General features: G+C 64.7%; 33 protein-coding genes. 13 read left to right on the top strand and 20 right to left on the bottom strand.

What is annotated here, in order from left to right:
- Nucleotides 1-2 precede the first annotated feature (2 nt).
- Nucleotides 3-518 carry a hypothetical protein gene (locus I6F33_RS00900; RefSeq protein WP_036040226.1) on the bottom strand — a complete coding sequence of 172 codons (516 nt, stop codon included), beginning with the start codon at nucleotides 516-518 and terminating at the stop codon, nucleotides 3-5.
- Nucleotides 519-559: 41 nt separating this feature from the next.
- The gene (locus tag I6F33_RS00895) at nucleotides 560-802 is read right to left on the bottom strand and encodes a hypothetical protein (protein WP_192893052.1); all 243 of its coding nucleotides are present in this window, start codon (nucleotides 800-802) and stop codon (nucleotides 560-562) included.
- A gap of 75 nt (nucleotides 803-877) precedes the next feature.
- Here I6F33_RS00895 and I6F33_RS00890 point away from each other — a divergent pair, with 75 nt between their 5' ends.
- The 5 genes from I6F33_RS00890 to I6F33_RS00870 all read left to right on the top strand — a co-directional run bounded on the left by I6F33_RS00890 (nucleotide 878) and on the right by I6F33_RS00870 (nucleotide 3,495).
- On the top strand, nucleotides 878-1,252 hold the full coding sequence (locus I6F33_RS00890; RefSeq protein ID WP_035996624.1) for an AtpZ/AtpI family protein: 375 nt from the start codon (nucleotides 878-880) through the stop codon (nucleotides 1,250-1,252).
- A gap of 98 nt (nucleotides 1,253-1,350) precedes the next feature.
- The gene (locus I6F33_RS00885) at nucleotides 1,351-2,100 is read left to right on the top strand and encodes a F0F1 ATP synthase subunit A (RefSeq protein WP_035996621.1); all 750 of its coding nucleotides are present in this window, start codon (nucleotides 1,351-1,353) and stop codon (nucleotides 2,098-2,100) included.
- Between the two features lie 52 nt (nucleotides 2,101-2,152).
- Nucleotides 2,153-2,383, top strand: coding sequence for a F0F1 ATP synthase subunit C (locus I6F33_RS00880; protein WP_008541273.1), 231 nt, complete (start codon nucleotides 2,153-2,155; stop codon nucleotides 2,381-2,383).
- 60 nt (nucleotides 2,384-2,443) lie between these two features.
- Complete coding sequence (locus I6F33_RS00875; protein ID WP_036040220.1) at nucleotides 2,444-3,004, top strand: F0F1 ATP synthase subunit B; 561 nt, start codon at nucleotides 2,444-2,446, stop codon at nucleotides 3,002-3,004.
- A 5-nt stretch (nucleotides 3,005-3,009) separates the two neighbouring features.
- Nucleotides 3,010-3,495 (top strand): ATP F0F1 synthase subunit B, encoded by a 486-nt coding sequence (locus I6F33_RS00870; protein ID WP_225140721.1) that lies wholly within the window; start codon nucleotides 3,010-3,012, stop codon nucleotides 3,493-3,495.
- Between the two features lie 18 nt (nucleotides 3,496-3,513).
- Here the strand turns inward: I6F33_RS00870 and I6F33_RS00865 are convergent, their stop codons facing one another.
- From I6F33_RS00865 to I6F33_RS00840, 6 genes are all read right to left on the bottom strand, one after another.
- Nucleotides 3,514-3,708: a hypothetical protein gene (locus tag I6F33_RS00865; protein ID WP_128265946.1), complete on the bottom strand. Its 195-nt coding sequence runs from the start codon at nucleotides 3,706-3,708 to the stop codon at nucleotides 3,514-3,516.
- Nucleotides 3,709-3,724: 16 nt separating this feature from the next.
- Nucleotides 3,725-4,375, bottom strand: a complete 651-nt coding sequence (locus I6F33_RS00860; RefSeq protein WP_035996613.1) for a hypothetical protein — start codon at nucleotides 4,373-4,375, stop codon at nucleotides 3,725-3,727.
- A 100-nt stretch (nucleotides 4,376-4,475) separates the two neighbouring features.
- The gene (locus tag I6F33_RS00855) at nucleotides 4,476-5,063 is read right to left on the bottom strand and encodes a GNAT family N-acetyltransferase (protein WP_035996611.1); all 588 of its coding nucleotides are present in this window, start codon (nucleotides 5,061-5,063) and stop codon (nucleotides 4,476-4,478) included.
- Nucleotides 5,064-5,098: 35 nt separating this feature from the next.
- The gene (locus tag I6F33_RS00850; protein WP_036020577.1) at nucleotides 5,099-6,388 is read right to left on the bottom strand and encodes a pitrilysin family protein; all 1,290 of its coding nucleotides are present in this window, start codon (nucleotides 6,386-6,388) and stop codon (nucleotides 5,099-5,101) included.
- Nucleotides 6,385-7,803, bottom strand: coding sequence for a threonine synthase (gene thrC, locus I6F33_RS00845; RefSeq protein ID WP_225140719.1), 1,419 nt, complete (start codon nucleotides 7,801-7,803; stop codon nucleotides 6,385-6,387). The genes I6F33_RS00850 and thrC overlap by 4 nt, the downstream gene beginning before the upstream one ends.
- Nucleotides 7,804-8,355: 552 nt before the next feature.
- Nucleotides 8,356-9,000 (bottom strand): response regulator transcription factor, encoded by a 645-nt coding sequence (locus tag I6F33_RS00840; protein ID WP_028178165.1) that lies wholly within the window; start codon nucleotides 8,998-9,000, stop codon nucleotides 8,356-8,358.
- 86 nt (nucleotides 9,001-9,086) lie between these two features.
- Here I6F33_RS00840 and I6F33_RS00835 point away from each other — a divergent pair, with 86 nt between their 5' ends.
- Entirely contained in the window at nucleotides 9,087-10,424 is a 1,338-nt protein-coding gene (locus I6F33_RS00835; RefSeq protein WP_109142212.1) for a histidine kinase, read from the top strand.
- Between the two features lies 1 nt (nucleotide 10,425).
- Here the strand turns inward: I6F33_RS00835 and I6F33_RS00830 are convergent, their stop codons facing one another.
- The 9 genes from I6F33_RS00830 to coxB all read right to left on the bottom strand — a co-directional run bounded on the left by I6F33_RS00830 (nucleotide 10,426) and on the right by coxB (nucleotide 17,525).
- Nucleotides 10,426-10,791, bottom strand: coding sequence for a nuclear transport factor 2 family protein (locus I6F33_RS00830; RefSeq protein ID WP_035996598.1), 366 nt, complete (start codon nucleotides 10,789-10,791; stop codon nucleotides 10,426-10,428).
- 115 nt (nucleotides 10,792-10,906) lie between these two features.
- Nucleotides 10,907-11,662, bottom strand: a complete 756-nt coding sequence (locus I6F33_RS00825) for an SURF1 family protein (protein ID WP_225140717.1) — start codon at nucleotides 11,660-11,662, stop codon at nucleotides 10,907-10,909.
- A complete protein-coding gene (locus I6F33_RS00820; protein WP_225140716.1) occupies nucleotides 11,659-12,060 on the bottom strand; it encodes a DUF983 domain-containing protein in 402 nt (133 codons plus the stop codon). The genes I6F33_RS00825 and I6F33_RS00820 overlap by 4 nt, the downstream gene beginning before the upstream one ends.
- Nucleotides 12,061-12,157: 97 nt before the next feature.
- On the bottom strand, nucleotides 12,158-13,054 hold the full coding sequence (locus I6F33_RS00815; protein ID WP_035996590.1) for a cytochrome c oxidase subunit 3: 897 nt from the start codon (nucleotides 13,052-13,054) through the stop codon (nucleotides 12,158-12,160).
- 78 nt (nucleotides 13,055-13,132) lie between these two features.
- Complete coding sequence (locus I6F33_RS00810) at nucleotides 13,133-13,786, bottom strand: cytochrome c oxidase assembly protein (RefSeq protein ID WP_225140714.1); 654 nt, start codon at nucleotides 13,784-13,786, stop codon at nucleotides 13,133-13,135.
- Between the two features lie 5 nt (nucleotides 13,787-13,791).
- Complete coding sequence (locus tag I6F33_RS00805; RefSeq protein WP_197949212.1) at nucleotides 13,792-13,968, bottom strand: CoxF protein; 177 nt, start codon at nucleotides 13,966-13,968, stop codon at nucleotides 13,792-13,794.
- Nucleotides 13,965-14,909: a heme o synthase gene (locus I6F33_RS00800; RefSeq protein WP_225140713.1), complete on the bottom strand. Its 945-nt coding sequence runs from the start codon at nucleotides 14,907-14,909 to the stop codon at nucleotides 13,965-13,967. Before I6F33_RS00800 ends, I6F33_RS00805 begins: the two co-directional genes overlap by 4 nt.
- 61 nt (nucleotides 14,910-14,970) lie before the next feature.
- Complete coding sequence (gene ctaD, locus I6F33_RS00795) at nucleotides 14,971-16,587, bottom strand: cytochrome c oxidase subunit I (RefSeq protein WP_035996582.1); 1,617 nt, start codon at nucleotides 16,585-16,587, stop codon at nucleotides 14,971-14,973.
- A gap of 83 nt (nucleotides 16,588-16,670) precedes the next feature.
- A complete protein-coding gene (coxB, locus tag I6F33_RS00790) occupies nucleotides 16,671-17,525 on the bottom strand; it encodes a cytochrome c oxidase subunit II (RefSeq protein ID WP_035996579.1) in 855 nt (284 codons plus the stop codon).
- Between the two features lie 458 nt (nucleotides 17,526-17,983).
- On the opposite strand from coxB, the gene I6F33_RS00785 reads away from it, so the two are divergent.
- The 4 genes from I6F33_RS00785 (at nucleotide 17,984) to I6F33_RS00770 (ending at nucleotide 21,410) form a co-directional block, all read left to right on the top strand.
- Entirely contained in the window at nucleotides 17,984-18,517 is a 534-nt protein-coding gene (locus tag I6F33_RS00785) for an invasion associated locus B family protein (RefSeq protein WP_035996576.1), read from the top strand.
- A 112-nt stretch (nucleotides 18,518-18,629) separates the two neighbouring features.
- Nucleotides 18,630-20,057: a metalloprotease TldD gene (tldD, locus tag I6F33_RS00780; RefSeq protein WP_109145594.1), complete on the top strand. Its 1,428-nt coding sequence runs from the start codon at nucleotides 18,630-18,632 to the stop codon at nucleotides 20,055-20,057.
- Entirely contained in the window at nucleotides 20,054-20,833 is a 780-nt protein-coding gene (gene lepB, locus I6F33_RS00775; protein WP_036020560.1) for a signal peptidase I, read from the top strand. The genes tldD and lepB overlap by 4 nt, the downstream gene beginning before the upstream one ends.
- A gap of 10 nt (nucleotides 20,834-20,843) precedes the next feature.
- Nucleotides 20,844-21,410, top strand: coding sequence for a nucleotidyltransferase family protein (locus I6F33_RS00770; RefSeq protein ID WP_225140712.1), 567 nt, complete (start codon nucleotides 20,844-20,846; stop codon nucleotides 21,408-21,410).
- Nucleotides 21,411-21,519: 109 nt separating this feature from the next.
- Here I6F33_RS00770 and I6F33_RS00765 read toward each other — a convergent pair whose 3' ends face one another.
- From I6F33_RS00765 to I6F33_RS00755, 3 genes are all read right to left on the bottom strand, one after another.
- A complete protein-coding gene (locus tag I6F33_RS00765; RefSeq protein WP_225140711.1) occupies nucleotides 21,520-22,086 on the bottom strand; it encodes a PAN domain-containing protein in 567 nt (188 codons plus the stop codon).
- Nucleotides 22,087-22,199: 113 nt separating this feature from the next.
- Entirely contained in the window at nucleotides 22,200-23,570 is a 1,371-nt protein-coding gene (locus I6F33_RS00760) for a glutamate--cysteine ligase (protein WP_225140710.1), read from the bottom strand.
- A 99-nt stretch (nucleotides 23,571-23,669) separates the two neighbouring features.
- Nucleotides 23,670-24,164 (bottom strand): MarR family winged helix-turn-helix transcriptional regulator, encoded by a 495-nt coding sequence (locus tag I6F33_RS00755; protein ID WP_035996519.1) that lies wholly within the window; start codon nucleotides 24,162-24,164, stop codon nucleotides 23,670-23,672.
- Nucleotides 24,165-24,422: 258 nt separating this feature from the next.
- Here I6F33_RS00755 and I6F33_RS38455 point away from each other — a divergent pair, with 258 nt between their 5' ends.
- From I6F33_RS38455 to I6F33_RS00745, 3 genes are all read left to right on the top strand, one after another.
- The gene (locus I6F33_RS38455) at nucleotides 24,423-24,545 is read left to right on the top strand and encodes a hypothetical protein (RefSeq protein WP_338060675.1); all 123 of its coding nucleotides are present in this window, start codon (nucleotides 24,423-24,425) and stop codon (nucleotides 24,543-24,545) included.
- A gap of 227 nt (nucleotides 24,546-24,772) precedes the next feature.
- Nucleotides 24,773-25,081, top strand: coding sequence for a hypothetical protein (locus I6F33_RS00750; protein WP_225140709.1), 309 nt, complete (start codon nucleotides 24,773-24,775; stop codon nucleotides 25,079-25,081).
- Nucleotides 25,082-25,453: 372 nt separating this feature from the next.
- On the top strand, nucleotides 25,454-25,798 hold the full coding sequence (locus I6F33_RS00745; RefSeq protein WP_225140708.1) for a hypothetical protein: 345 nt from the start codon (nucleotides 25,454-25,456) through the stop codon (nucleotides 25,796-25,798).
- The last annotated feature ends 122 nt before the right edge of the window (nucleotides 25,799-25,920 follow it).

Raw genomic sequence — 25,920 nt, 5'->3', positions numbered from 1 at the left:
CATCAGATCTTCCCCGACACGTCTTTTTGCACGCGGTTGGCCATGTCGATCAGCCGCCGCCAAGCCTTTTCCAGGAACGACATCATGCGGTCGACGTCCTGCTCGCTCGGCAGCGGGATCTCGATCTTGCGCTCGCCCTCGGCGACCTTGGGCTCGGGCTTCCTGAGTGGATCGGATTTCGGCAGCGCCTCGTCGATCTTGCCCGATACCGTTGGCCCCGCCGCGAGCTGTGCCTTCAGCCGCTCGACCTCGGCCTGGAGCCTGCCGATCTCGGCGTCGAGTGCGGTCCGCTCGTCGGGCACCGCGTAGCAGGCCCAACCGGCGCCGTTCCTGGTGCAGGTCGACACCGTGCCGGTGCGCGTGTCAAGCCGCAGCACGCCCTCGGGGATGGGCGTCATGCTGTAGCGGCCATTTTCGCCGTCGGGCGTAGATTGCGCGGCCGCGAGGCCGCCGCTGACTACCATCACCGCGGCCGCCGCCGCGAGCCATGATGTCGTGGATGACGTCGCAGGTCTCATCATTGTCTCCGCCCGGCACTGCTGCGGCTGCGGTTGCAATTCTACACCCCCAGCCGGCAATCCGCCGCCAAAAAGCCGCCCCCGAAATCAACGAACGCGGCGGCTTCTTTGATCCCGCGAGCGCGGCGAAAGCACGGCTGCGTCCGCCGTTCGCAAGCAGACCTGCTGCGGTGCGGCGTCACGCTGTGTGCAGCGCTGCCGTGCGCGTCAATATCATCAAGTAAATCAAATACATAATCGGAAGGGACGCAATCGTGACTTGGCTTGACTTGATTATAGGCCATCAGTATGGTCCGCGCGGCTTTTGAGGGTGACGGGCGCAATTTCCATTCAGCCGCAGCGTTTCGGGTCTTCGTTGCATGACACAGGGCACGGGACACGGCGAGGATGGAGATCGCGATAGATCGCCCGAGGAAGCCGCGCTTTCCGATCGGCTCGGAAATCTTGATCAGCGGTTGTCCGAATTTCGCGACCGCCGGGCCAAGACCGAGCAACCCGCAGGTGACGATGGAGACAAAGCGGCCAGAGCCTCGGCGATGGCGCTTGGTTTCCGACTATCCTCGGAGTTGATCGCCGGCGTCGCTGTCGGAGCGGGGATTGGCTGGGGGTTCGACCACTTGCTGTCGACGTCGCCTTTCGGATTCATCGCGTTCCTGCTGCTGGGCTTCATCGCCGGCGTGGTGAATGTGGTGAGAACGGCAGGCGCGGGTCCGAACAGGCGCGGTGGTTCGTAATTGGCCTAGCCGGGTTAACTGTCGTGCCGCTCGCCGGCACAGCCGGCCGACCAATCTTCACTGGTCGGCTTGTCCAGCAGACGAGAGATGCCGCGCGGATGAAAATCGACCCGATCCATCAGTTCAACGTCGAACCGCTCTTCACGATCGGCCGTATCGGCGATCACACGATCGCCTTCACCAATGCCTCTCTCTACATGTTCGTCGCGGTGGGGATCATCGCGCTGCTTCTGCTCACCAGCGGCAAGCAGCTGGTTCCGGGGCGTCTGCAGTCGGTGGCCGAGCTCTCCTATGAGTTCGTGGCCAGCATGATCCGCAGCACTGCCGGAGCGGATGGCATGCGGTTCTTCCCGCTGATCTTCTCGCTGTTCATGTTCATCTGCGTCTCGAACCTCGTAGGCATCGTTCCGTACACGTTCACCGTGACGAGCCATCTCATCGTCACTGCGGCGCTGGCGCTGCTGGTGTTCTTCACGGTCCTGATCTACGGCCTCTACAAGAACGGCCTGAAGTTCCTGAAAGTGTTCGTGCCCTCGGGCGTTCCCGGCTACATCCTGCCGCTGGTCATGGCGATCGAGGTGCTGTCGTTCTTCCTGCGGCCGGTCTCGCACAGCGTTCGACTGTTCGCGAACATGCTCGCGGGCCACATCGCGCTGAAGGTGTTCGCCGGCTTCGTTGCCATGCTCGGCGCGTCTCTTGGCGTGGTCGGCTGGATCGGCGGTGTCATGCCGCTGGCGCTCGCCGTCGCGCTCACCGCGCTCGAACTGCTGGTCGCGTTCCTGCAAGCCTATGTGTTTGCGATCTTGACCTGTATCTACCTCAACGACGCCATTCACCCTGGACACTGAGTGATCCGGGTGCTTTTCCACCCACACCTGTCTTTCTTCCAAGGAGTCAAAAATGGATCCGCAAGCAGCTAAGTTTCTCGGCGCGGGCATCGCGTGCATCGGCATGGGCGGCGCCGGCATCGGCGTGGCCTTCATCTTCGGCAATTATCTGTCCGCAGCCATGCGCAACCCGGCAGCTGCTCAGGGCCAGTTCGGCAACCTGATCTTCGGCTTCGCCGTGACCGAAGCGCTCGGCATCTTCTCGCTGCTGATCGCTCTGCTGCTGCTGTTCGTCCCGCTCTGAACGCGTTTCGCGCCGCTTCCAGGTGGGAGGCGGCGCGTCTGACAGCAACAGGAGAACTCCATGGCTGAAAGTCATGGCGGCGCCAAAGGTACCGGCGCTCACACGGAGGCCGACGGCGGTCACCACGGCGGTGGCTTTCCGCCTTTCGAGAGCAGCACCTTTGCTTCGCAACTGGTGTCGCTCGCGATCGCCTTCGTCGCGCTGTATCTGATCGTCTCCCGGTTCGCGCTGCCGCGTGTCGGGGGTGCGATCGAGGCGCGTCAGAACAAGATCGAGGGCGATCTCGCCGAAGCGCAGAAGCTGAAGGACCAGTCCGAGGCGGCGCTCAAGGCCTATGAAGGCGAGCTCGCGTCGGCGCGCGCACGTGCACAGGCGATCGGCAACGAATCCCGCGAGAAGGCGAATGCGCAGGCGGAAGCCGAACGCAAGGCGCTGGAAGAGCAACTGTCCGCCAAGCTCGCCGAGGCGGAGAAGACCATTGCCTCGACCCGCGCGACCGCCATGAGCAACGTCCGCGGCATCGCGGCCGATGCAGCCGGCACCATCGTTCAGCAGCTCACGGGCGTCGTTCCGGATGCAGCGTCGGTCAATGCCGCCGTTGATGCGACCTTGAAGGGTTAGTCTCGATGTTCTTCACACCTGAGTTTTGGGTCGCCGTCGCCTTCGTGATCCTGATGGTGATCTTCGCCTATGTGGGGGTGTTCAAGACGGCGATGTCGGCGCTCGATCATCGCGCCGCTCGTATCAAGGCCGAGCTGGACGAGGCGGCGCGCCTCAAGCAGGAGGCCACCAAGGTGCTCGCCGACTACAAGGCGCGCACTGCCGGTGCCGAGCGCGAGGCCGCCGACATCATCGCCAACGCGAATGCCGAAGCGGAGCGCATCGCAGCAGAGGCCAAGTCGAAATTGGAAGATTTCGTCACCCGCCGCACCAAGACCGCCGAGGGCAAGATCGCACTCGCCGAGGCTCAGGCTCTCGCGGACGTCCGGGCAGCCGCCGCGGAAGCCGCCGTGCAGGCTGCCTCCACGATCCTGTCGCAGTCAGTCAAGGGCCAGATCGCCGACGACCTGCTCGCCAAGGGCATCAACGAAGTCAGGCAGAAGCTGAACTGAGGGATTTGCCCTACCCAATCAAAAAGCCGGCGCGACGAGCGCCGGCTTTTTTGTCTGTCGGGTAACAGCATCCACAAGTGCGGTATCATCACCCACCTTGTGCGCACTTGCGCACTGGGGCGGGTGATCCAGTACGCCGAGGCTTCTCAATTCAAGCACTGCGGCCTCTGGAATACTGGATTGCCCGCCTTCGCGGGCAATGACAGCTGACATTGCCGCAAGATCTCCCCTACTTCTTCTTCTTCCCTCTCGGCTCCGGCGAGAGCGCCTGCGGGTCGAAGCCGACATAGAAGATGTAGGTATCGGCGACCGCGGGCGCCGGCACCGGATAGGCCAGATCCTCGGCGACGAAGGTGAAGGGCACGCTGCCGCCTTCCGACATCGCCACCGTGGTCCGGTAGGCCTTCGAGGCGATCACCTTCTCGCCGACGCCGCCCTGCACGACGGCGATGCGCAGCGGCACCTCGACGGAGGCAGGCGCCCCGGCGGGGCCGGCGATGACGCGGCCCTGGATGCCGATCCGGGCGGTGATGCCGGCACTGCTGCGCAAGCATTCGCGCGCCATCTTGGTGATCGAGGCCTGGAAGCGGATGTCATTGCCGACCGCCGGCTTGCCGCTGGCGCCGACCGCGTAGGTCGAGGCGCCCGCGCGCACCGTGACCTGCGGGCAATCGAGGTCGTCTTCGGCCGGCTGCCCGGGCGCAGGCGCCGGCTTCGGCTCCGCCGGCTCGTCGGACTTGCCGCCGAACAGGCTCTTGAAGCGGTCGGTCAACGACTGTGCCGCCACCGGCGAGACGGAGGCGAGCCCGACCGATAATGCCAGCACGACCGCTGCGCCCCGCCGCAACCTCGTCCGCGATGACCGAAGCTCCTGCACCATCAACACCCGTACTCCATGACAATGTTCCGGCCGGGTTATATCGCCAATATCGGCGAACCCAAGGCGGCAAAAAGGGATTTGGCTGCATCCATCAGGCTGCTCAGCCGCGGAAGTCCTCGTGCAGCAGGCCGAACAGCAGGTGATCCTGCCAGACCCCGTTGATGCAGAGATAGCGGCGCGCCAGGCCCTCGCGCGAGAAGCCGCACTTCTCCAGCACCCGGATCGACGGCGCATTGGTCGGGATGCAGGCGGCCTCGACCCGGTGCAGATTGAGCTCGCCGAACAGCGTCGGCAGCAGCACCCGGAGTGCGGCCGTCATGTAGCCGCGATGGGCATAAGGCTGGCCGACCCAATAGCCGATGGTGCCGGCCTGCACGATGCCGCGCCGGACATTGGCGAGCGTGATGCCGCCGACCAGGGCGCCGTCGAGCTCGCGGAAGATCAGAAAGGGATAGGAGCGGTCCGCGGCAATGTCCTCGGCATAGCGGCGCAGGCGGCGGCGGAAGCCGGAGCGGGTGAGATCGTCGGACGGCCAGATCGGCTCCCAAGGCGTCAGATAGTCGCGGCTGGTCTCGCGCAAATGAGCCCATTGCAGGAAGTCGGACATCTGCGGCGCGCGCAGGAGCAGCCCGTTGCCGCGCGGCGCCAGGGCGGCGGGTCCACTGGATGGCAGGCGAAAGAGGGCCATGTGATGCTTCCCGGGGCGAGGCCCGCGCGCGGCTCCTAATGCAGCCGCGCCTTGGCGCGCGCCCGTGTCAATCCTTCCGCAAAAGACACCGCCGTGTCCAGACCCCTGCCGCTGCCCAATGCGACGACCGCAGGCCGGCTGCGCGACAGGAGCGCACGGGCCGCGTCCCGCGTCGATTCGATGCTGACGGCGTCGATCCGGGCAACCAGTTCCTGCACTGTCTGCGGCCGCCCGTAGGCCAGCACATGCCGGGCGAGCTGCTCGGCGCGGGAGGAGCAGCTCTCCAGCGCCATCAGCAACCCCGCCTTCATCTGTGCCTTGGCTCGGGCGATCTCGGCCTCAGTCAGCGTCTCCACCGATTCGTTCATGATGTCGACCACGACCTCCATCATCTCCGGCGCATCGGCGGGATCGGTGCCGGTATAGAGGCCGAAAAAGCCGGTATCGGTGTAGGGGGCGTGGAAGGTGTAGATGGAGTAGCAGAGGCCGCGCTTCTCGCGCACCTCCTGGAACAGGCGCGACGACATTCCGCCGCCAAGGACATTGGTGAAGACCTGCAGCGAGAACAGCGAAGGATCGGTCTGCGGCACCCCCTCGAGCGCCAGCGTCAGATGCGCCTGCTCGAGCTCGCGATGCACCACCTTGGCGCCGCCCTGGCCGAACCGAGCGGCCTGCGGCTTCGGCCCGGGCGTCCCCTCGAAGCTCGCAAAACGCTTTTCGACCTCGGCGACGACCTGACCGTGGTCGACCGCCCCGGCCGCGGCCACCACCATGTCGGGCCCGCGATAATGCGTCGACAGATAGCCACGCAGCATGTCGCGGTTGAAGGCGCGCAGCGTCTTGGCGGTGCCGAGCAGCGAACGGCCCATCGGCTGGTCGGGATAGCAGAGCTCGTTCAGATGCTCGAACACGACGTCATCGGGCGTGTCCTGCGCGGCACCGATCTCCTGCACGATGACGTTCTTCTCGCGCTCCAGCTCGTCGGGCTCGAAGGCGGGATTGGCAAGGATGTCGGCGAGCACGTCGAGCGCGAGCGGCACGTCGGCCTTCAGCACCCGCGCGTAATAGGACGTGGTCTCGGTCGAGGTGCCGGCATTGAGGTCGCCGCCGACCGCCTCGATCTCCTCGACGATCTCGCGCGAGGAGCGCCTGGTCGTGCCCTTGAACGCCATGTGTTCCAACAGATGCGAGATGCCGTGCTCGTTCGGCTTCTCGTCGCGTCCGCCGACGCCGGCCCAGACACCGAGCGCCGCCGTCTCGAGGTGGGGCATCTCGTCGGTGACGACGGTGAGGCCGGAGGCAAGCTTGGACATCTCGACGCTCATCCGGCAACTCCCTGCTTTGCGGCGCGGCTGGCGGACAGCACGAACCGCTCGAGCTCGACCTGATCGTTCTTCATCACCCTCATGTGTTCGGATTTGGTCATCAGGCCGTCGAGCCAGGCCGGCAGTTGCGGCCGCTGGCCGCAAGCCGCCTCGACGGCGTCGGGGAACTTGGCCGGATGGGCGGTGGAGAGCACGATGCTCGGCACCTTCGTATCGGTGGTGTCGCGGTCCGCGACGGCGAGCGCCACGGCGGTATGAGGATCGACCAGCTCGCCTGCTTCGCGCCAGGCGGCGCGGATCGCAGCCGCAGTCTCGGTCTCGTCAGCGCGCCCGGCATCGAACTCCTCGCGGATCGCGGCGAGTGTCGCATCGGGTAGCACGAAGCGGCCGGACTGCTTCAGCTGTTCCATCAGGCGACGCACGCCGGCGCCATCGCGCCGGCCGGCCTCGAACAGCAGCCGTTCGAAGTTCGAGGAGATCTGGATGTCCATCGACGGCGATGCCGTCGCGTGCACCTCACGCACCTCGTAGATGCCGGTCTTCAGCGTGCGCGCCAGGATGTCGTTGACGTTGGCGGCGATGCGCAGGGTGCGCACCGGCAGCCCCATGCGCTTGGCGACGTAGCCGGCGAAGATGTCGCCGAAATTGCCCGTCGGAACGACGAAATCGACCGCGCGCGCCGGAGCACCGACCGCGACGGCAGAGGTGAAATAGTAGACCACCTGCGCGACGATGCGCGCCCAGTTGATGGAATTGACGCCGGAGAGCGAGGTCGCATCGCGGAAGCGATGGTTGTTGAACATTCCCTTCACGAGCGCCTGGCAGTCGTCGAAGGTGCCCTCGATGGCGAGCGTATGGACGTTGGCCGCGCCCGTCGTGGTCATCATCCGCCGCTGCACCTCGGAGATGCGGCCGTGCGGAAACAGCACGATCAGATCGACGTTCTCGAGGCCCGCAAAGGCTTCGACCGCGGCGCCGCCGGTATCGCCTGACGTCGCGACCACGATGGTGGTGCGCTGGCCGCGCTTTTCGAGCACATGGTCCATCAGCCGCGAGATCAGCTGCATCGCCACGTCCTTGAAGGCGAGCGTCGGACCGTGGAACAGCTCCAGCACGAACTGGTGCGGGGACATCTGGCGCAGCGGCACCACCGCAGGATGGCGGAAGGTGGCATAGGCCTCGTTCGCCATGCGCCCGAGCTCGGCGTCGGAAATCTCGCCACCGGCGAAGGGACGAATCACGTCGACCGCGACCTCCCAATAGGGGCGGCCGAAGAAGCCGGCGATCGTCTCGCTCGGAAGCTGTGGCCACACCGCCGGCACATACAGGCCGCCGTCGCGGGCAAGCCCGGTCAGCATCACGTCACAAAAGCCTAGTTCGGGGGCTTCGCCCCGGGTCGAGATATAGCGAGTCAAACTGCCCTCCAAAGGCGGCCGGGCCGGAGCTCGACCCTTAAGCCTTTGATTTTACGTAATTACTTGTCAACAGCCGGTGGCTTTGAACCACCATAGAGTGTTTTGCGGCATCGGGAAACCGCTTCCGGCGTACCCCTCGCCCAATGAAAAAGGGCTGCGGCATTGCCGCAGCCCTTCTCTTGGAAGGCCTGTCGTTGTGTGCAGACCAGTTGCCTCGTCGGGGTCGCCGAGCCCTCAAAACTGTTCCGGCAAGCTTTCGTCGCCTGTCATGAAATCGTCAAGTCCAAAACCCCGCGCGTGTCGAAAATGTTCCTATTCTTCCCGATCCGGCTCTGGTTCGCTTTTGGCAGTTGCAGCCAAGCCCCGGCCGTGATCCTGACCCTGAATTCCGCTTTTTCCCGAATCAGTCGCGGGAACGAATACAGCCTCGGCCCATTGTGTCGGCGGATGGGTGTCAGCCCGTTGTCCAATGCATTGCCCGGCCAACGGCGGCGTCGATCCGTCGGCCGAACCGCTGCATCCCGGAGCAGCCGGTTCGGTCGATGGCGAAAGTCAGTTCATTCCGATTTCCACTGCGATCCGGATCAGGTCGGAATGGTTCTTGGCGCCAAGCTTCTGCTTGAGCAGGGACGTGGTGTTGGCGACCGTCTTGTAGGAGATGCCGAGCGCCTCGGCGACCTCGACGATCTTGTCGCCGCGTCCGAGCAAGCGAAGAATTTCGAGCTCCCGCGGCGTCATCTGTGACGCGGGGTTGGCCTTGATCGCCGCGCCGGAAAACGTCACGGCTTCCGCAAGCTGCGGCGAGATGAAGTTGTCACCCGCGACCACCTTGCGCACCGCTTTGAGCAGGATCCTGGGATCGTCGCCTTTGGAGACATAGCCCTGCGCCCCGAGCTCGACGGCCCGCACGACGAACGCCGGATCGTCGTTCATGCTGAACATGATGATCTTGGCGTCGGGGTCGTCCTTGCGGATGCGCCGCATCAGCTCGAACCCGGAGACGTCGGGCAGGCTGATGTCGATCACGGTGACGTCGGGCCGCTTGCTGACATAGGCGCGATGCCCGGATTTGGCATCGCTCGCCTCGTCAATGCGGATTGAATGGTCGGATGCGAACAGGGTGCGGCAGCCGGACAGCACCACGGGATGGTCGTCGACGATCAGGACCCTCGTCGCCAGCTTGGCGGTATCTTGCATCGCGCACTCTCTTGTTTTTCGACTCATAGCCCGCCGGGAATAAATGGAAAGAGCAAATCCGGCCGATACGCGTTAGAATTGACCTAATGTGGCGACGACTTTCGTTCCGAACGCAATTGTTTCTCCCGCTCGGCGCGAGCCTTCTCGCAGCCCTGATCCTGGGCGGCATATTACTGCGGATATTTGCACCAGGTCAGGTAGCTGATGAACACGAGCCGGCTCGACGCTCGATCCAGACCATCGCCGCCGCGCTCAACAGCACCCTGCGCGCATCGGACAATCCGCAAAAGACCCTCGATGCATTTGTTCAGTCCTTGGACGCCTCCACGGATATTCAATTCCGCCGCATGGACGGAGGTCCCCCGCCTTCTCCGAAAGACTTGCGCAACCTGAAGAAGGTTCCGCAATGGTTCGTCAACCTCATCACCATACCAGAGATGGAAGCGGCGTTTCCGATCGTCATAGACGGCAGACATGTCGGCGATATCGTGTTCTTCCCGGACATATCGGCCGACTTGTTCGAGAAGTGGATCGGCTTCCTTGCGCTGACCAGCCTGGTCGCTGTCCTGATGGTGCTCACCGGCACCGTTGCCTATGTCTTCGCCGGTTCGGCCCTGCGCCCCCTGCAACATCTCGGCGACGGTCTTACGCGGATTCGGCGCGGCGACTACGCAAGGCCGATCCCGGTCGGAGGACCGCCGGAGATCCGGCAGAGCTGCGAGGAAGCCAATGCGCTGGCAGCGACACTGGCGCAACTCAGCCAGGACAATCGCTATCTGATGCACCGCCTGGTGTCGCTGCAGGATGACGAGCGGCGCGATCTCGCCCGCGAACTGCACGACGAGCTCGGGCCCCTCCTCTTCAGCATCCGCGCCGGCACGATCGCGCTGACCGATGCCTCCGAGCCAACGGGACATCTCGGCAATTCGGCACAGGACCTGCTGCAATCGGTCGAGGCCCTGCAGCAGACCAACCGCCGCATCCTGGACCGGCTGCGGCCGCTCTATATCGAAGAGCTCGGCCTTTCGAGCAGCGTGCAAACGCTGCTCCGGAATTTTCGCAAGCAGGCACCTCATATCGTGCTGACGGATGCGATCGATCGCGATCTCAGCGCAATCGGCGGACCGCTGGCGCAGACCGTCTATCGAGTGATCCAGGAGGCACTGACCAACGTGCTGCGACATGCCAACGCCGGCAACGCACATGTGCAGGCGACGGTTGCCGACAAGACGCTCGTCGTCGAGATCTCCGACGATGGCGGCGGTTTCCCTGCGGACAACGTCTTCGGCCGGGGCCTGACCGGCATGCATGAGCGCGTGCGCGCGCTCAGCGGATCGCTATCGCTGTTGCGCGTGGATGACCGAACCTACGTGCGCTGCCGCCTTCCGGCGGAGACGATGCGGGACGTTCCGTCACCAGGCTAATTCAGCAGGCGCAACCATCATGCGCATTCTGTCGCGCCGGTTCGCACAGCGTGCTGCGGATCTTGCCATCCGGGCTGAAGCGGAACGAGGCCTGAATGCGCAGCGCGCCGGCGACGGAATATTCGAGGTGGACGCCGTGGGGCGCGGGATTGATCTCTTCCAGCCCGAACCCCGCCGAGGAGAAGGCGCTGAGCCGCGGCTGCCAATAGGCCTCGATCTCGCTCCGGCCACGAAAGCGCCGCGCGCCGTCGCAGGTGCATTCGAGCTGCGCGTCGTCGGCATAGAGGTCGAGCAGGGCTGTGAGGTCGCCCTTACGGCAGGCATCCACCCAGTCGACGATAATTCCCATCTGGTCGAAATCACTCACGCCGCACCCAATCTGCCGCGGACAATATTGGCGGCTTAGAACCACCCTCGTGAATATGCGCTGAATAATAAACCCCGGGCGATACCGGGTTCCCTCGATGGACCTGCCAATGAGCTCAGCTCTGCCGCCGGCCTCTTGCCCACACGCCGAAGGCGATGAGCACGGCGCCTGCAAGCGTGAACCAGGTGATTGCATATTGCAGATGGTCGTCCTTGAGATTCACCTGGAGCGGTCCCGGACGCGGGATGCGGTTCGCCGGCGCGGGCCGTTCGAGATCGATATAGAACGGCGCAACCGTGCCCCAGCCCAGCACGCTTGCGATTGCCAGATGATCGCGCACGAACCAGAGCCGCTTGCCGCGATTCTCCGCCGGAGTCAGCCAGCTTGGCGCCTCGGGAAAGCGCAGATAGCCGGTGAGCTCAACCGGTTGGCCCGTGATAAGCTTGTTCACCGCGCGATCCTCGACGCCGCGGTCCTGCATCGTGTTCTCGACGAAACCCGCGTCGATCACGACCATCTCGCCGCCGGGAAGCCGCGCCGGCAGGAACGCCCAGGTGCCAGGGCCGGAGGCGTCCTTGCGCACCGCCGAGCCGGAGGAATAGACCATTGCATCGGGGAGGGCTGCGTAGGTCGCGGTGAAGCTGACGCGGCGGAATTCGTCGCGGGCGGGATTGAGCGCGACCCATTGCGCGGACGGCGGCAGCGCAACCGGCGCGGCCGCAAGCCGCTCGGTGAGCGCCGCAATCAACTCGTGCTTGGCGGTGCGGCGCTGCAGCTGCCAGACACCGAGCGCCACGAACACAGCCGTGAGGAACAGCGTGAACAGCGCGAAGCCGGCCACGGGGGCCTTGCGCGACGCAGGCTCATTCATTTCGCGCGATCGACCAACCGGCCCGGCGCCGCCTTGTGGTGGAATTGCAGCGCGATCAGCAACGACTTCATCGAGCGCAGCGGCAACAGCGTGGTGGCGAGGATGAGCGGCAGCCAGAGCACCGCATGCAGCCAATATGGCGGCTGGTATTTGACTTCGACGATGAGGGTGCACGCGACGACGATGCCGCCGGCCAACATGATGATGAAGATCGCCGGGCCGTCGCCGGTATCGATGAAGGCATAGTCGAGCCCGCAACGGTCGCATGCGGGCGCGAGCGTCAGAAAGCCCGCATAAAGCTTGCCCTGGCCGCAGCGCGGGCATTTGCAGGCAAGCCCACGCAGCGCGCTTTGCAGGACGGTGGTTTCGGACGGGGGTGTGCCGGCACTGTCGTTCATGATGGCGGACTCTATCACAGTTTCCGACGAAACTTCCGGCGGCCGGAAAGCGAAAGGGCGGCCCTGCGGCCGCCCTTTCTGATCGGTTCGATCGGGCTCAGTGCGCGGCGCTGGCCATGGTCTCGGCGCCGCGTCCCCAGACGTAGATGCAGAGGAACAGGAACAGCCAGACCACGTCGACGAAGTGCCAGTACCAGGCCGCGAACTCGAAGCCGAGATGCTGCTTCGGCGTGAAGTGGCCGGCATAGGCGCGGAACAGGCACACCAGCAGGAAGATGGTGCCGACCAGCACATGGAAGCCGTGGAATCCGGTCGCCATGAAGAACGTCGCGCCGTAGACGTTGCCGCCGAAGGAGAACGCCGCGTGGGCGTACTCATAGGCCTGCACGCAGGTGAAGAGCGCGCCGAGCACGACGGTGAGGATCAGGCCATACTTCAGGCCCTGGCGGTCGTTCTCGAGCAGCGCATGGTGCGCCCAGGTCACGGTGGTACCTGACGTGAGCAGGATCAGCGTGTTCAGCAGCGGCAGATGCCAGGGATCGAAGGTCTCGATGCCCTTCGGCGGCCAGGTGCCCGGGACCGCGCAGGCGCCGGGCTGCGTGCCGAGGCCGCAACCGAACACCGCATCGCGGGTGGCGTGAACGGCGTCGGCCGGAAACAGCGCCGCGTTGAAATAAGCCCAGAACCAGGCGACGAAGAACATCACCTCGGAGGCGATGAACAGGATCATGCCGTAGCGGTGATGCAGCTGCACGACCCGGGTGTGATCGCCCTTGTACTGGGCCTCCTTGATCACGTCGGCCCACCAGCTCGCCATGGTGTAGAGCACGCCCACGGTGCCGACGCCGAACACGATCGGCGCCGCCGAGAACATGTGGTGCATCCAGGCGACCGCGCCGACCGCCATGATGAAGGCCGAGAGCGAGCCGACCGCCGGCCAGGGAGAGGGATCGACCAGGTGATAGTCGTGATGCTTGGTGTGCGCCGTGGCCATTTCCGTCTCTCTCCTCAATCCCGTGCCTGTCCGGCACTTATCCCCTTGCGTCCAACCGCCTGCGCGTGAGCCCTGCGGTCAAAGATTTCCCTTGCGCTTGTCGGCTTCGCCCGATGCCAGCGGTTTCACCACGGGATCGCGCACCGGATAGAACGTGTAGGACAGCGTGATCGTGCTCAGCCCGTCGTTCTCGTGGTCGGCGGCGATCGACGGGTCGACGTAGAACACGACCGGCATCTCGCGCTTCTCACCGGGTGCCATGGTCTGCTCGGTGAAGCAGAAGCAGTTGATCTTCTGGAAATGGGCGCCGACCGTCAGGGGCGCGACGTTATAGGCGGCCTGGCCCGCAGTGGCGCGCGCCGCCTGGTTGGTCACGGTGTAGAAGACCGTCACAACCTGGCCGATATTGACCTCGATCTCGCTCTGCTCCGGCTCGAACTTCCAGGGCAGGCCGGGCGCGACGTTGGAATCGAAGCGCACCGAGATCTTCCGCGCGATCGGGCCCGTGGCCGGCGCAGAGGTCGCCACTTGCGTCGTGCCGTTGAAGCCGGTGGCGCGGCAGAACCAATTGTAGAACGGCACCGCCGCGTAGGAGGCGCCGACCATCAGCGCGACCACGCCGCCGCAGATGGACGCGACCACCACATCGCGCCCCAGCCCGCGGCCCTTGCCCGGGTTGCGATGGCCCGGCTTGGCGCTGACGTCCTGCGATATGGTGGGCTCGTGATCCATGTTTCCTACATCGGCCGCACGAGCACGGCCGGCCCCTTGACCATGGTGACGGCGAAGAACAGCACCACGAGCACGCCGAGCGCCAAAGCGATGGCGATGGAGCGCTGACGACGGCTCTTCTGCTGCGCCTCGGTGAGGACGATTCCTTCCGGCTCGGGTTTGTCGGCCATCGCGGTGATCATGCGCCCCCAACCATCGGAGCAAGCGCCCGGTACACGACCTCGGCCAGCAGGGTCGCAAACAGCGCGAACAGGTACAGGATCGAGAAGGCAAACAGCTTGCGGGTCGCGCGCAGCGACTGGCTGCGCTCGCGGCGGAGATAGACGTTGATGGCGAGCACCAGCATGCCGGCACCGAGAATCAGCGAGACCACGCCGTAGACGGCATCGAAATAGCCGAGCGCCCAGGGCGCGGCGGCGACCGCGATCAGCACGATGGTGTAGAGCAGGATCTGCAGACGCGTGGCGTCGGGACCGGCGACGTTCGGCAGCATCGGAATGCCGGCGCGCGCGTAGTCGTCGGAGCGGAACAGCGCCAGCGCCCAGAAATGCGGCGGGGTCCAGAAGAAGATGATGGCGAACAGCAGCAGCGGCTCGACATCGACCGTGCCCGTCACCGAGGCCCAGGCCACCACCGGCGGCAGCGCACCGGCGGCGCCGCCGATCACGATGTTCTGCGCGGTCCAGCGCTTCAGCCACATCGTGTAGATCACAACGTAGAAGAAGATGGTGAAGGCGAGCAGCGCGCCCGCGACCCAGTTGACGAGGATGCCGAGCGTCATCACCGAGAAGAAGGCGAGCGTCATGCCGAACGCCATCGCCTCGGGGCGGGTGATGCGGCCGCGCGGGATCGGCCGGTTCGCCGTGCGCGACATCTTGGCGTCGATGTCGCCTTCGAGCGCCATGTTGAGCGCCCCGGAGGCACCGGCGCCGACGGCGATGCAGAGCAGCGAGGTGATCGCCAGCACCGGGTGGAAATGCCCCGGGGCCATCGCCATCCCGACCAGCGCAGTGAAGATCACCAACGACATCACCCGCGGCTTGAGCAATGCGAGATAATCGCCAACCTCCGCTTCGGAGATGTGGGGATTGATGTCGATGGCGTTGTGGTCGAGGACGGACACTTAGATCTACTCGCTTCGTTACAGCGCCGCGGCGCCCGTCACGGGCGCCGCGGGGGATTGGTTACTGCACGCGGGGCAGCACTTCGAACTGGTGGAAGGGCGGCGGCGAGGACAGCGTCCACTCCAGCGTGGTCGCGCCGGCACCCCAGGGATTGTCGCCTGCCGGCACCCTCTTCATGAAGGCGTCCAGCACGCAGTAGAGGAAGATAAGCACGCCGAAGCCGGAGATGTATGAGCCGACCGACGAGACCAGGTTCCAGCCCGCGAACGCATCGGGATAGTCGATGTAGCGGCGCGGCATGCCGGACAGGCCGAGGAAGTGCTGCGGGAAAAACACCAGGTTGACGCCGACGAAGGTGACCCAGAAGTGCAGCTTGGCAAGGCCCTCATTGTACATGTAGCCCGACATCTTCGGAAACCAGTAGTACCAGCCGGCGAAGATCGCGAATACCGCGCCGAGCGACAGCACGTAGTGGAAGTGGGCGACGACGTAGTACGTCTCCTGGAGCACGCGATCGACACCCGCGTTCGCCAGCACGACGCCGGTCACGCCGCCGACCGTGAACAGGAAGATGAAGCCCACCGCCCAGATCATCGGCGCGCGGAATTCGATCGAGCCGCCCCACATCGTGGCGATCCAGGAGAAGATCTTCACGCCGGTCGGAACCGCGATGACCATCGTGGCGGCGACGAAATAGGCCTGCGTCGCCGAGGACATGCCGACCGTGTACATGTGGTGCGCCCACACCACGAAGCCGATGCCGCCGATCGCGACCATGGCATAGGCCATGCCGAGATAGCCGAACACGGGCTTGCGCGAGAAGGTCGAGACGATCTGGCTGATCATGCCGAAGCCGGGCAGGATCAGGATGTAGACCTCGGGGTGACCGAAGAACCAGAACAGATGCTGGAACAGCACGGGGTCGCCGCCGCCGTCGGGGGCGAAGAACGTCGTGCCGAAATTGCGGTCGGTGAGCAGCATGGTGATCGCACCGGCGAGCACCGGCAGTGACAACAGCAGCAGGAACACCGTCACCAGGATCGACCACACGAACAGCGGCATCTTGTGCAGGGTCATGCCCGGCGCGCGCATGTTGAAGATGGTGGTGATGAAGTTGATCGCGCCCAGGATCGAGGAAGCACCGGCGAGGTGCAGCGACAGGATCGCGAAGTCAACCGCCGGGCCGGGATGGCCCGAGGTCGACAGCGGCGCGTAGATGGTCCAACCCGCCCCGACGCCGTTGGAGCCCGGCTCGCCCTCGACGAAGGTCGACATCAAGAGCAGCGCGAACGATGCCGGCAGCAGCCAGAACGAGATGTTGTTCATGCGCGGGAACGCCATGTCTGGCGCGCCGATCATCAGCGGCACGAACCAGTTGCCGAAGCCGCCGATCATCGCGGGCATGACCATGAAGAAGATCATGATTAGGCCGTGCGAGGTCACGAACACGTTGTAGGTATGGGCCTCGTGGAAGACCTGCACGCCCGGATACATCAACTCGGCCCGGATCGCGATCGACATCGCCGCACCGATGATGCCGGCGACGACCGCGAAGATCAGGTACATCGTGCCGATGTCCTTGTGATTGGTCGAATAGACGTAGCGCCGCCATCCGGTCGGATGGGCATGCTCGTCATGATGCGCGTGATCGCCGTGTGCCGCTGCGCTCGTTGCCATTTTCAAATCCTGCCTTGCGTCCCATTCGGACCTTTGGAGGTCCCACCCTTATCGCTTTCAGTCCCTCAGGCCGCCCCCGGCGCTTACTGCGTCGGGCCGGCCGCGGAGGCGTAGGTGCTGGTGCCGCCGCTCGCAAATTTCTTCTTCGCCGTCTCGACCCAGGAGGCGAACTCCTGGTCGCTCACCACGCGGATCGCAATCGGCATGAAGGCGTGATCCTTGCCGCACAGTTCCGAGCACTGACCGTAGTACATGCCGGTCTTGGTAGCCTTGAACCAGGTCTCGTTCAGACGGCCGGGAATGGCGTCGATCTTGACGCCGAAAGCCGGCAGCGCGAACGCATGGATGACGTCCGCACCCGTGGTCTGGACGCGAATCACCTTGTTGACCGGCACCACCATCTCGTTGTCGACGCCGAGCAGACGGGGCTGCTTGTCCTGCGCCATCAGCGAATCGAATTCGAACTTGCCGTTATCCGGATAGGCATAGGACCAGTACCACTGCTTGCCGGTCGCCTTCACGGTCAGGTCCGCTTTCGGAATGTCGAGCTCCAGGAACAGCAGCCGGAACGACGGCACCGAAATGCCGACCAGGATCAGCACCGGGACGAGCGTCCAAGCCACCTCGATCAGCGTGTTGTGGGTGGTCCGCGACGGCACCGGATTGGCCTTCGCGTTGAACTTGACGACCACGATCACGAGCAGCGCCAGGACGAACAGCGTGATCAGAGTGATCAGCACGAAGAGGAAGTTATGGAACCAGACGATGTTGTCCATCACCGGGGAACCGGACTGCTGAAGCGTCCACTCCCACGGCGCCGGCTGCCCGAGCTCGGCCAAGGCCGCACCACCCGTCGCCAGCGTGACTCCAGTCGCCACCAAGGCGATGGTGGCCAATCCCAGCAATTGCCGGCCCACCCGACCCATCGACATCCTCATGTCGTTCGCGCTCCCCTTCCGAGATCACCCCACGTGCATTCCCCTGCTTGCGGGAAACGCTTATTCGATCCGCCAGTCCGACAAACCGCCACGCAAGAATACCTCTAAGAGGAATTGGGGCCAGATCGCTAGAACGCGAAATCAAGCCTCTCAAACCATAATTCTTGATCTATCGCAATGCAGTCTTGAGCCCCGCCTGCCAGCCATCACCGGCAAGATATTTCCCAGCAAGATCAGACAAAAATACCGTTTCCCGGGACGCTGCGGCTTGACAGCGGAATTGCCCGCGGTAGGCACTGGAAGACTGCCACGCGGCAGCCTGATTCGTGCGGGCAATGGCGGTGTGGGCGGCGCGGAATTTGCTTGGGAATCGCCTTCAAGACGCCGTCATTCCGTATCAGTCCGCCAGATCAGTCCGCCAAGCGCGAGCAACCCAGGCGAGCAGAGGGACCGACCCGATGGGGCTTTCGAGATCGATGGCAAGGCCGGCGAACGGCCTCCCGGCGCTCGCCGGCCTCGTGGCTGCGATGGTCCTGCTGGCGCTGCCGGGGCTCGCCCATGCGCAGGGCGCGGTGCGCTCCGTCCATGGCGACTGGCAGATCCGCTGCGACACCCCGCCCGGCGCCCAGACCGAGCAATGCGCCCTGATCCAGAGCGTGGTGGCCGAAGACCGCTCCAATGCCGGCCTGACCGTGATCGTGCTCAAGACCGCCGACCAGAAGAGCCGGCTGATGCGCGTGGTCGCTCCGCTCGGGGTCCTCTTGCCCTCCGGCCTCGGGCTCAAGCTCGACAACCAGGACGTCGGCCGCGCCGGCTTCGTCCGCTGCCTGCCCAATGGCTGCGTCGCCGAGGTCGTGCTGGAAGACAAGCTGCTCGGCCAGCTCCGCAGCGCCAAGACCGCGACCTTCATCATCTTCGAGACGCCGGAAGAAGGCATCGGCTTCCCGCTCAGCCTGAACGGACTGGGTGAGGGCTATGACAAGCTGCCGTAGCAGCGGCTAACCTTGACAATCCTTTTGTTTCCGTAATGTGAGGCTTCGCGCTCTCGCGGAACCGATCCGAAACCATTATCTTGCCCCACATCCCCGGCTAATGGACGGACGCATGACCAATCCTGCCACGACCTCCCTGCTCGACCGTGCCAATCTCGATCGCGACCAGGTTCGCAGCGAGGTCGCGCGTGGGCTTTCCGGCGCCGACGACGGCGAGCTGTTCCTGGAATACAGCCAGACCGAAGCGCTGATGTTCGACAATGGGCGGCTCAAGCAGGCGACCTACGACACCTCGCAGGGTTTTGGCCTGCGCGCCGTCAAGGACGATGCGGTCGGCTACGCGCATTCCTCCGACGTCTCGCTGCCGGCGCTGATCCGCGCTGCCGATGCGGTTGCCGCCGTGCGCGGCGGCTACTCCGGCAGCTTCTCGGCGCCGCCGCCGCATACCAATGTCCGCCTCTATGGCGACGACAATCCCCTGGATGCCCCAGGCTTCGAGACAAAAGTAAAACTGCTCGCCGAGATCGACGCTTACCTGCGCGACAAGGATCCACGGGTGCGGCAGGTCAGCGTCAGTCTCGGCGCGACCTGGCAGGTCGTCGAGATCCTGCGGCCCGACGGTGAGAGCTATCGCGACATCCGTCCGCTGGTGCGCGTCAACATCTCCGTCGTCGCCGGCCAGGGCGACCGCCAGGAGAGCGGCAGCAAGGGCTATGGCGGCCGCGCCGGCTATGCCGAGTTCATCGAGAGCAGGAATTGGCGCGAGGCCGCCGACGGCGCGCTGCGCGAGGCGCTGGTCAATCTGGAGTCGATTCCGGCGCCCGCCGGCGAGATGGACGTCGTGCTCGGCGCCGGCTGGCCCGGCGTGATGCTGCATGAAGCGGTCGGCCACGGCCTCGAGGGCGACTTCAATCGCAAGAAGACATCTGCTTTTGCGGGCCTGATGGGCCAGCAGGTCGCGGCCAAGGGCGTCACCGTGGTCGACGACGGCACCATCGCCTCGCGCCGCGGCTCGCTGTCGATCGACGACGAGGGCACGCCGACCAATCGCACCGTGCTGATCGAGGACGGCATCCTGGTCGGCTACATGCAGGACCGCCAGAACGCACGGCTGATGAACATGAAGCCGACCGGCAACGGCCGTCGCCAGGGTTATGCCCATGTGCCGATGCCGCGCATGACCAACACCTACATGCTCGCCGGCGACCGCGATCCGGCCGAGATCATCGCCTCGGTGAAGAACGGCGTGTTCGCCGCGAATTTCGGCGGCGGACAGGTCGACATCACCTCGGGCAAATACGTGTTCCAGTGCACCGAGGCCTACAAGATCGAGAACGGCAAGATCGGGGCGCCCCTGAAAGGCGCCATGCTGATCGGCAACGGACCGACCGACCTGCATCGCATCCGCATGATCGGCAACGACCTCGCGCTCGACACCGGCATCGGCACCTGCGGCAAGAACGGCCAGGGCGTGCCTGTCGGCGTCGGCCAGCCGTCGCTGCTGATGGAACGCATCACCGTGGGTGGAACCGGCGCATGAGCGTTGAAGACAAGGTCACGGTCAGCCCCAAGCGCAAAAGCAGCGGCTGGGGCGGACAGATCGCTCAGCTCGCCGGCATCGTCGCCGCGGTCTTCATCGCCAAGGGCGCGCTCGCCGAGCCGTTCTACGTGCCGTCGGGCTCGATGGAGCCGACGCTCCTGATTGGTGATGCGCTGCTCGCCTCGAAATTCCCCTATGGCTACGGCACCTCGTCGCTGCCGATCCAGATCAGCCTGCCGGAGAGCGGCCGCGTGTTCGCGGAGACGCCGAAGCTCGGCGACGTCGTCGTCTTCCGCTGGCCCGGCGATCGCTCGCAGGCCTGGGTCAAGCGTGTCGTGGGTCTGCCCGGCGACCGCATCCAGATGCGGCAGGGCCAGCTCTTCATCAACGACCGTCCGGCCGAGCTGAAGCCCGACGGCGTCGGTGCCGCCGAGAACGACCGTGGCGGCAGCGAGCCCGCCTATCGCTATGTCGAGACGCTGCCGAACGGCGTCTCGCATCTGATCTTCAAGATGCGCGACAGCGGTCCGCTCGACAACACGCCCGAGGTGACGGTGCCGGCGGGACATCTGTTCGTGCTCGGCGACAACCGCGACAATTCCGCCGATAGCCGCGTGCCGCTGCGCTCCGGCGGCGTCGGCCTGCTGCCGATCGACAATCTGATCGGCCGTGCGGACGCCGTGGTCGGCTCCTGGGACCTCGGCATGCGCAGCCAGCCGGTATGGACCTGGCTGTCCGGATTCAGGCTGTCGCGGTTCTTCACCGCCGTGCACTGACCGGTCGCAGGTGAGCAAGGACGAATTCCTCGCGCTCGCCTTACGCAATCCGGTCAACGCCGCGATCCTCGACGAACTGCACCGGCTCGCGCTGCCGGATGCGTGGCTGGTGTCGGGATGCCTGGTGCAGACGGTATGGAACGTGCTCACGGGGCGCCCGATCGACCACGGCATCGCCGATTACGACGTGTTCTATTTCGACGCCGACACATCGTGGGAGGCCGAGGACGCGGTGATCCGCACCCTCCATGCGCGCCTCGCGCATCTCGGCGCCAAGATCGAGGTCCGCAACCAGGCCCGCGTGCACATGTGGTACCCGGCCAAGCACGGCCTGCCGTATCCGCCGCTGAGAAGCTCGAGGGAAGGCATCGACCGCTTCCTCACGCAGAACACGCAGGTCGGCGTCAGGCGCGCAAGCGATGGCCACGAAGTCTACGCACCGCGCGGGTTTGACGACATTGCGGCACTGATCGCGCGGCCAAATCCAGGACCGAATTTTTCCGCGGCGAACTACGAAGCGAAGGCTAAGCGCTGGAAAGCGCTGTGGCCGGAGATCACGGTGATCGCGGCGGAGTGAGGTGCCTCACGTGTCCCGTCTCTGCAGTGCGGCGCTGAAGAAGCGCCGCCATAGCGCGTCGAAGACGCGCGTAAACGCGCTGATGGCGTCCGGGGCACGAGTATGGATGCTACCGCACCACGCCCGACGTGAACCCCGCCTTCCTTCGCGGCGGCTTGATTTCCTTCTTCAGGAAGCAGCGCGCCTCGCGCCCGGTGTAGCCGGGGCGGGCATAGGTGAAGGCGCGGCATTTGTTGTCGGCGGTGCAGGCGGCCTTGCAGGCCTCGACGCTTTCGCCGTCCTTGAGCTCGAAATTGCGCAAGTCGCCGCCGGGACGGTCGATCGACGTCTCGACGCCTTCGACGCGCGGCTCGATCACGCCGGCGCCGCGCACCCCGGAGATACAGCAGCTACCCGGCACGCGGGCCGGCACGGTGTTCTTCAGCCAGCACACGGCCGAGCCGCCTTCGACATCGGGATAGTTGAAGCTCCAGGAGCGGCAACGGCGATCGCGCTCGCACAGCAGCGCGCAATCCTCGGGATCGCCGGAGGTGACGGGCGTACTGAAATAGTCGCCGCCGGGCCGGTCGAACGCCGTCTGGGCAAGCGCCGGCGCGCTCGCAAACGCAAGCGGAAGCAGCGTGACACATGCCGCGGCGCTGGCCATGATGGCCCCGGACAGGCGGCCCTTCCACATCGGAACAGCTTTCGAGTTATTGACGACGCTCAGGTTTTTCAGCCGGTCATTTGATCGCCGCAAACCTGTATGGGCGATGAACGACTGAATCCTGGGTGCCCGGCTTCAGAGGTCTAGAACGCGTATTCCGCGTAGGCCGGTTCCACCGAGCCCTTCCAGGGTCCGTTGAATTTATCCAGCATCTCCTCGGCCGGCGTCCGGCCGGAATCGATGATGCGATCGAGCGGCTCGAGATGCCGGGTTTCGTCTCGGCCGAGCTGGTCGATCCGGCCGCGCCGGCGCAGGCCGGCATGGGCAAGAACGAGGCATTCCTTGGCGATCTCGAACAGATAGCGGTCCTTGATCCGCGCCTTGAAGCCCATGCGCGGCACGTCGTCACGCAGGGCCTGGCGTTCATGCGCGCTCCAGTGCTTGACGATCTCCCAGGCGGCATCGAGCGAGGCATCGTCGTAGAGCAGCCCGACCCAGAACGCCGGCAGCGCCGGCAAGCGGCCCCACGGGCCGCCGTCCGAGCCGCGCATCTCGAGATAGCGCTTGAGCCGCACTTCCGGGAAGATCGTCGAGAGGTGGTTGGCCCAGTCCGACAAGGTCGGACGCTCGCCGGGAAGGTTGTTGTTGCGGCCGTCGAAGAAGGCGCGGAACGAGGAGCCCGAGACGTCAATGTATTCCTCGCCGCGCTTGACGAAATACATGGGCACGTCCAGCGCATAATCGACATAGCGCTCGAACCCCATGCCGTCCTCGAACGCCCACGGCATCATGCCCGAACGGGCATTGTCGGTGTCGCGCCAGATTTCGGACCGGAATGACAGGAAGCCGTTCGGCTTGCCCTCGGTGAACGGCGAATTGGCGAACAGCGCGGTCGCGACCGGTTGAAGCGCGAGCGAGACGCGCAGCTTCTTGACCATGTCGGCTTCCGACGAGAAGTCGAGATTGGTCTGCACCGTGCAGGTCCGGTACATCATGTCGAGGCCGTATTGGCCGACCTTCGGCATGTAATTGGTCATGATCTTGTAGCGGCCCTTGGGCATCACCGGGATATCGGCGCGCGACCAGGACGGCGTCATGCCGAGGCCGAGGAAGCCGATGCCGAGCGGGGTTGCGATCTCGCGCACCTGCGCCAAGTGCGCCATCAGCTCGCTCTGGGTCTGGTGCACGTTCTCGACCGGCGCGCCGGACAGCTCGAACTGTCCGCCGGGCTCGAGCGAGATGGCGCCGCCGCCGGTGACGTCGTAGAGGCCGATGATGTTGCCCTGCTCCATGATCGGCTCCCAGCCGAGCAGGAGCTTCATGCCTTCGAGCAGCGCGCCGATGCCGCGCGCGCCCTCGTAAGGCACCGGACGATGGTCGTCGAGCGTGAACGGCGTTTTCTCGTGCTCGGTGCCCATGCGGAACTCGGACGGGTCCTTGCAGCCTGCCTCGAACCACGCGACGAGCTCGTCGCGTGATTGCAGCGGCGTCATGTCGATCTGGTCTCGCGCCATATCAAACTCTAATCAAAAGCGCTTCGACCGAACGCGCGCGGGTGACAGGGACGGCCCGCGAACCCACCGGTTGCACGGGCGAGCGGGATTGCCGCGCGATCATCGCGACGGCATGGTTTCGTTGGCGGCCGCGGGCGGCAGTTTCATCTCGCCGCACGAGCAGCCCAGGCGATCGAGCAGATTGCTGAGCTTGACGGCGTCGGCGTCCGACAGTTTCGAACCGACATATTTCTCGATCGCGGCCGAATAGGCGCCCCACATCCGCTTCTGCAGCTCGCGGCCGGCTTCGGTGATCTCGACGAACTGGCCGCGCTTGTCGATCTTGCATTCGCGCCGCGAGGCGAGGCCCTCGTCGACCAGGCGGTCGATCAGGCGTGAGGTCGAATATTGCGGGATCAGCATCTGCCGCTCGAGCTCGACCGGCCGCAGCTCGCCCGAGGGCGCCCGCGACAGTTCGAGCAGCGCGTCATACCAGGCCAGCGGTGGGAAGCCGGCCTTCTTCAAGTCCTGCTCGACGCAATCGAGCACGCGGCTCTGCACCCGCATCAGGCGGATCCAGGCGGCGGTTGCCTCGGTCGATGGTTTGCGTTTCATGGTCCCGCTCAAGCTCGTCGCCCGTCTCTTACTCCATTCGATGCACCTGCATCAATCTTGACTATTTCAAGCAGGTGCATGTAGTCGTTCTTTCGGCCGAGCCAAGCGTCAGGGGAAGGAAATTCCTCGAAACCGGATGGTTTCCCCGGTGTGTGCCCGCCGTCCCCGCCTCGTGCTCGTGGAGGCCAGCCCGCTCTGTGGCCTGGTCGAGGTCGGTAGCGGCGCCAAGAAGCCCGAAATGGTGAGGATTATCTGAAGTTGGGGCCTCCTTCGGGCCAAGTCCCTGCGCTGGGCCTCGACGGCAATCAGATCGTGACGGAAGGCCAAGTGATTGTCCAGATGATCGCCGATCAGCTCTGGTCCGCCGTTCGCGAAGCGTGACCGGCGGGGTCGACGAAGAGCCGAACCGATGATTCGGCTCTTTGCTTGCGTCATTCGCTAATCCGATGATTCGCGATGCGCTGACGGGGATTTTACGAGCATTGTCCGGGTTAACAATAACTCCGCCTTTTGCGCTCCGCGGACGTCGCCATCCTTGTGAGAGCAATCCTCCTGTGCCTCAACTTCAGCGCGGGACAGGACGCTAACCGTCGGACCGGAAAGCTATTGTGACGACTGTAATCCTCCTCCTGCTCGCGAGCGCAATCACCGGCTTGGCGACGGGTCTATTCTTCCGAGTCTGGACTCTATTGCTGGTCTCGCCGGCGACTGCGATCCTTGCCGCGACGGTGCTTCAGACCTCGGGCTTTGGATTCTGGACGGGCGTTCCAATCGTCGTCGGCTGCCTGATTGCCGGCCAGGTCGCCTATTTGGCGGCGACGTTCCACGTGCACAGAGGTGAGCTTTCAGTGCAGGACGAGATCGACGGCGAACCAGGCAAGCACGGCCAGCGCAACATCAAAGACGAGGACGAGTAAGACCAGGCCAAACCACGAAGGAATTTTTCTGCGCCACCGGAGGAGCCTGCGGCGGCGCCACGGCCGATCCAGCAGCAACAAGGGGGCGTATCTTACCGCAACGCCGGCTGCGCTGTCTTGAGACACCGTGGGGATCATTGCGGGACACCTTCAATGTCGATGGGCCATCCGGCGGATCATCAGCAAGAGCGGTGCCAGGGCGAAGCGAGCGTGGCCGGGGTGGAGGATTGGGTGCTGGGGTGAGACGAAAGCGCATCAATCGATGTGACAAGGCTCAAGGCAGAGCGCCCAAGCGATGATCCAGCCCTTCCTTTTGTGAACCACTTGATCAGCGGCGACGTCGAAGAACATCTCCAGGAGACAATTGCCTCCATGAACATGATCGTCCTCATGACCGCCGCGGGCGCGCCGCTGGCGATGCTCGGGCTCTCGACGCCGGTCGCGCCGGAACGCAATTGCATCTTCATGATCCATCCGCAGATCACCTCGGCCGTGTTCGAGAGCAGAGAAGGAAAGATCGTCTTTCCGAACCGGCCGACCGAATATCCCTGCCGCTACGCCAGGACGAAGAGCGGCGCGGACGTCGCCTTCACCAACCAGAATGGCTGGCGTTTCGAGGTGCGCATCGGCCGCGGCGACGAAGGCAGCTGGAAGGCCAGCCTCGCCGACGATGCGGTCGGGGGCCGCGCCTTCTCGCCGTTCGGAGACAGCAAATGAAGAAGGCCGGATCGATGATCCGGCCTTTATTTGCGTAGCCCGGATGAAGCGAAGCGCAATCCGGGGTTCTCGCGTTGAAGGACTGCTCCCGGATTTCGCTTGCGCTCCATCCGGGCTACAAG

It is taken from the genome of Bradyrhizobium sp. BRP20, assembly GCF_020194215.1.
Classification (GTDB): Bacteria; Pseudomonadota; Alphaproteobacteria; order Rhizobiales; family Xanthobacteraceae; genus Bradyrhizobium; species Bradyrhizobium yuanmingense.
This window is presented reverse-complemented; position numbering and strand designations above follow the sequence as displayed.

Bases quoted from the DNA above. Each gene is read 5' to 3' on its own strand.
- I6F33_RS00900 (WP_036040226.1), bottom strand. From the start codon at position 518: ATGAGACCTGCGACGTCATCCACGACATCATGGCTCGCGGCGGCGGCC.
- I6F33_RS00895 (WP_192893052.1), bottom strand. From the start codon at position 802: ATGGCCTATAATCAAGTCAAGCCAAGTCACGATTGCGTCCCTTCCGAT.
- I6F33_RS00890 (WP_035996624.1), top strand. From the start codon at position 878: ATGACACAGGGCACGGGACACGGCGAGGATGGAGATCGCGATAGATCG.
- I6F33_RS00885 (WP_035996621.1), top strand. From the start codon at position 1,351: ATGAAAATCGACCCGATCCATCAGTTCAACGTCGAACCGCTCTTCACG.
- I6F33_RS00880 (WP_008541273.1), top strand. From the start codon at position 2,153: ATGGATCCGCAAGCAGCTAAGTTTCTCGGCGCGGGCATCGCGTGCATC.
- I6F33_RS00875 (WP_036040220.1), top strand. From the start codon at position 2,444: ATGGCTGAAAGTCATGGCGGCGCCAAAGGTACCGGCGCTCACACGGAG.
- I6F33_RS00870 (WP_225140721.1), top strand. From the start codon at position 3,010: ATGTTCTTCACACCTGAGTTTTGGGTCGCCGTCGCCTTCGTGATCCTG.
- I6F33_RS00865 (WP_128265946.1), bottom strand. From the start codon at position 3,708: ATGTCAGCTGTCATTGCCCGCGAAGGCGGGCAATCCAGTATTCCAGAG.
- I6F33_RS00860 (WP_035996613.1), bottom strand. From the start codon at position 4,375: ATGGTGCAGGAGCTTCGGTCATCGCGGACGAGGTTGCGGCGGGGCGCA.
- I6F33_RS00855 (WP_035996611.1), bottom strand. From the start codon at position 5,063: ATGGCCCTCTTTCGCCTGCCATCCAGTGGACCCGCCGCCCTGGCGCCG.
- I6F33_RS00850 (WP_036020577.1), bottom strand. From the start codon at position 6,388: ATGAGCGTCGAGATGTCCAAGCTTGCCTCCGGCCTCACCGTCGTCACC.
- I6F33_RS00840 (WP_028178165.1), bottom strand. From the start codon at position 9,000: ATGCAAGATACCGCCAAGCTGGCGACGAGGGTCCTGATCGTCGACGAC.
- I6F33_RS00835 (WP_109142212.1), top strand. From the start codon at position 9,087: ATGTGGCGACGACTTTCGTTCCGAACGCAATTGTTTCTCCCGCTCGGC.
- I6F33_RS00825 (WP_225140717.1), bottom strand. From the start codon at position 11,662: ATGAATGAGCCTGCGTCGCGCAAGGCCCCCGTGGCCGGCTTCGCGCTG.
- I6F33_RS00820 (WP_225140716.1), bottom strand. From the start codon at position 12,060: ATGAACGACAGTGCCGGCACACCCCCGTCCGAAACCACCGTCCTGCAA.
- I6F33_RS00815 (WP_035996590.1), bottom strand. From the start codon at position 13,054: ATGGCCACGGCGCACACCAAGCATCACGACTATCACCTGGTCGATCCC.
- I6F33_RS00810 (WP_225140714.1), bottom strand. From the start codon at position 13,786: ATGGATCACGAGCCCACCATATCGCAGGACGTCAGCGCCAAGCCGGGC.
- I6F33_RS00805 (WP_197949212.1), bottom strand. From the start codon at position 13,968: ATGATCACCGCGATGGCCGACAAACCCGAGCCGGAAGGAATCGTCCTC.
- ctaD (WP_035996582.1), bottom strand. From the start codon at position 16,587: ATGGCAACGAGCGCAGCGGCACACGGCGATCACGCGCATCATGACGAG.
- coxB (WP_035996579.1), bottom strand. From the start codon at position 17,525: ATGAGGATGTCGATGGGTCGGGTGGGCCGGCAATTGCTGGGATTGGCC.
- I6F33_RS00785 (WP_035996576.1), top strand. From the start codon at position 17,984: ATGGGGCTTTCGAGATCGATGGCAAGGCCGGCGAACGGCCTCCCGGCG.
- tldD (WP_109145594.1), top strand. From the start codon at position 18,630: ATGACCAATCCTGCCACGACCTCCCTGCTCGACCGTGCCAATCTCGAT.
- lepB (WP_036020560.1), top strand. From the start codon at position 20,054: ATGAGCGTTGAAGACAAGGTCACGGTCAGCCCCAAGCGCAAAAGCAGC.
- I6F33_RS00765 (WP_225140711.1), bottom strand. From the start codon at position 22,086: ATGTGGAAGGGCCGCCTGTCCGGGGCCATCATGGCCAGCGCCGCGGCA.
- I6F33_RS00760 (WP_225140710.1), bottom strand. From the start codon at position 23,570: ATGGCGCGAGACCAGATCGACATGACGCCGCTGCAATCACGCGACGAG.
- I6F33_RS00755 (WP_035996519.1), bottom strand. From the start codon at position 24,164: ATGAAACGCAAACCATCGACCGAGGCAACCGCCGCCTGGATCCGCCTG.
- I6F33_RS00745 (WP_225140708.1), top strand. From the start codon at position 25,454: ATGAACATGATCGTCCTCATGACCGCCGCGGGCGCGCCGCTGGCGATG.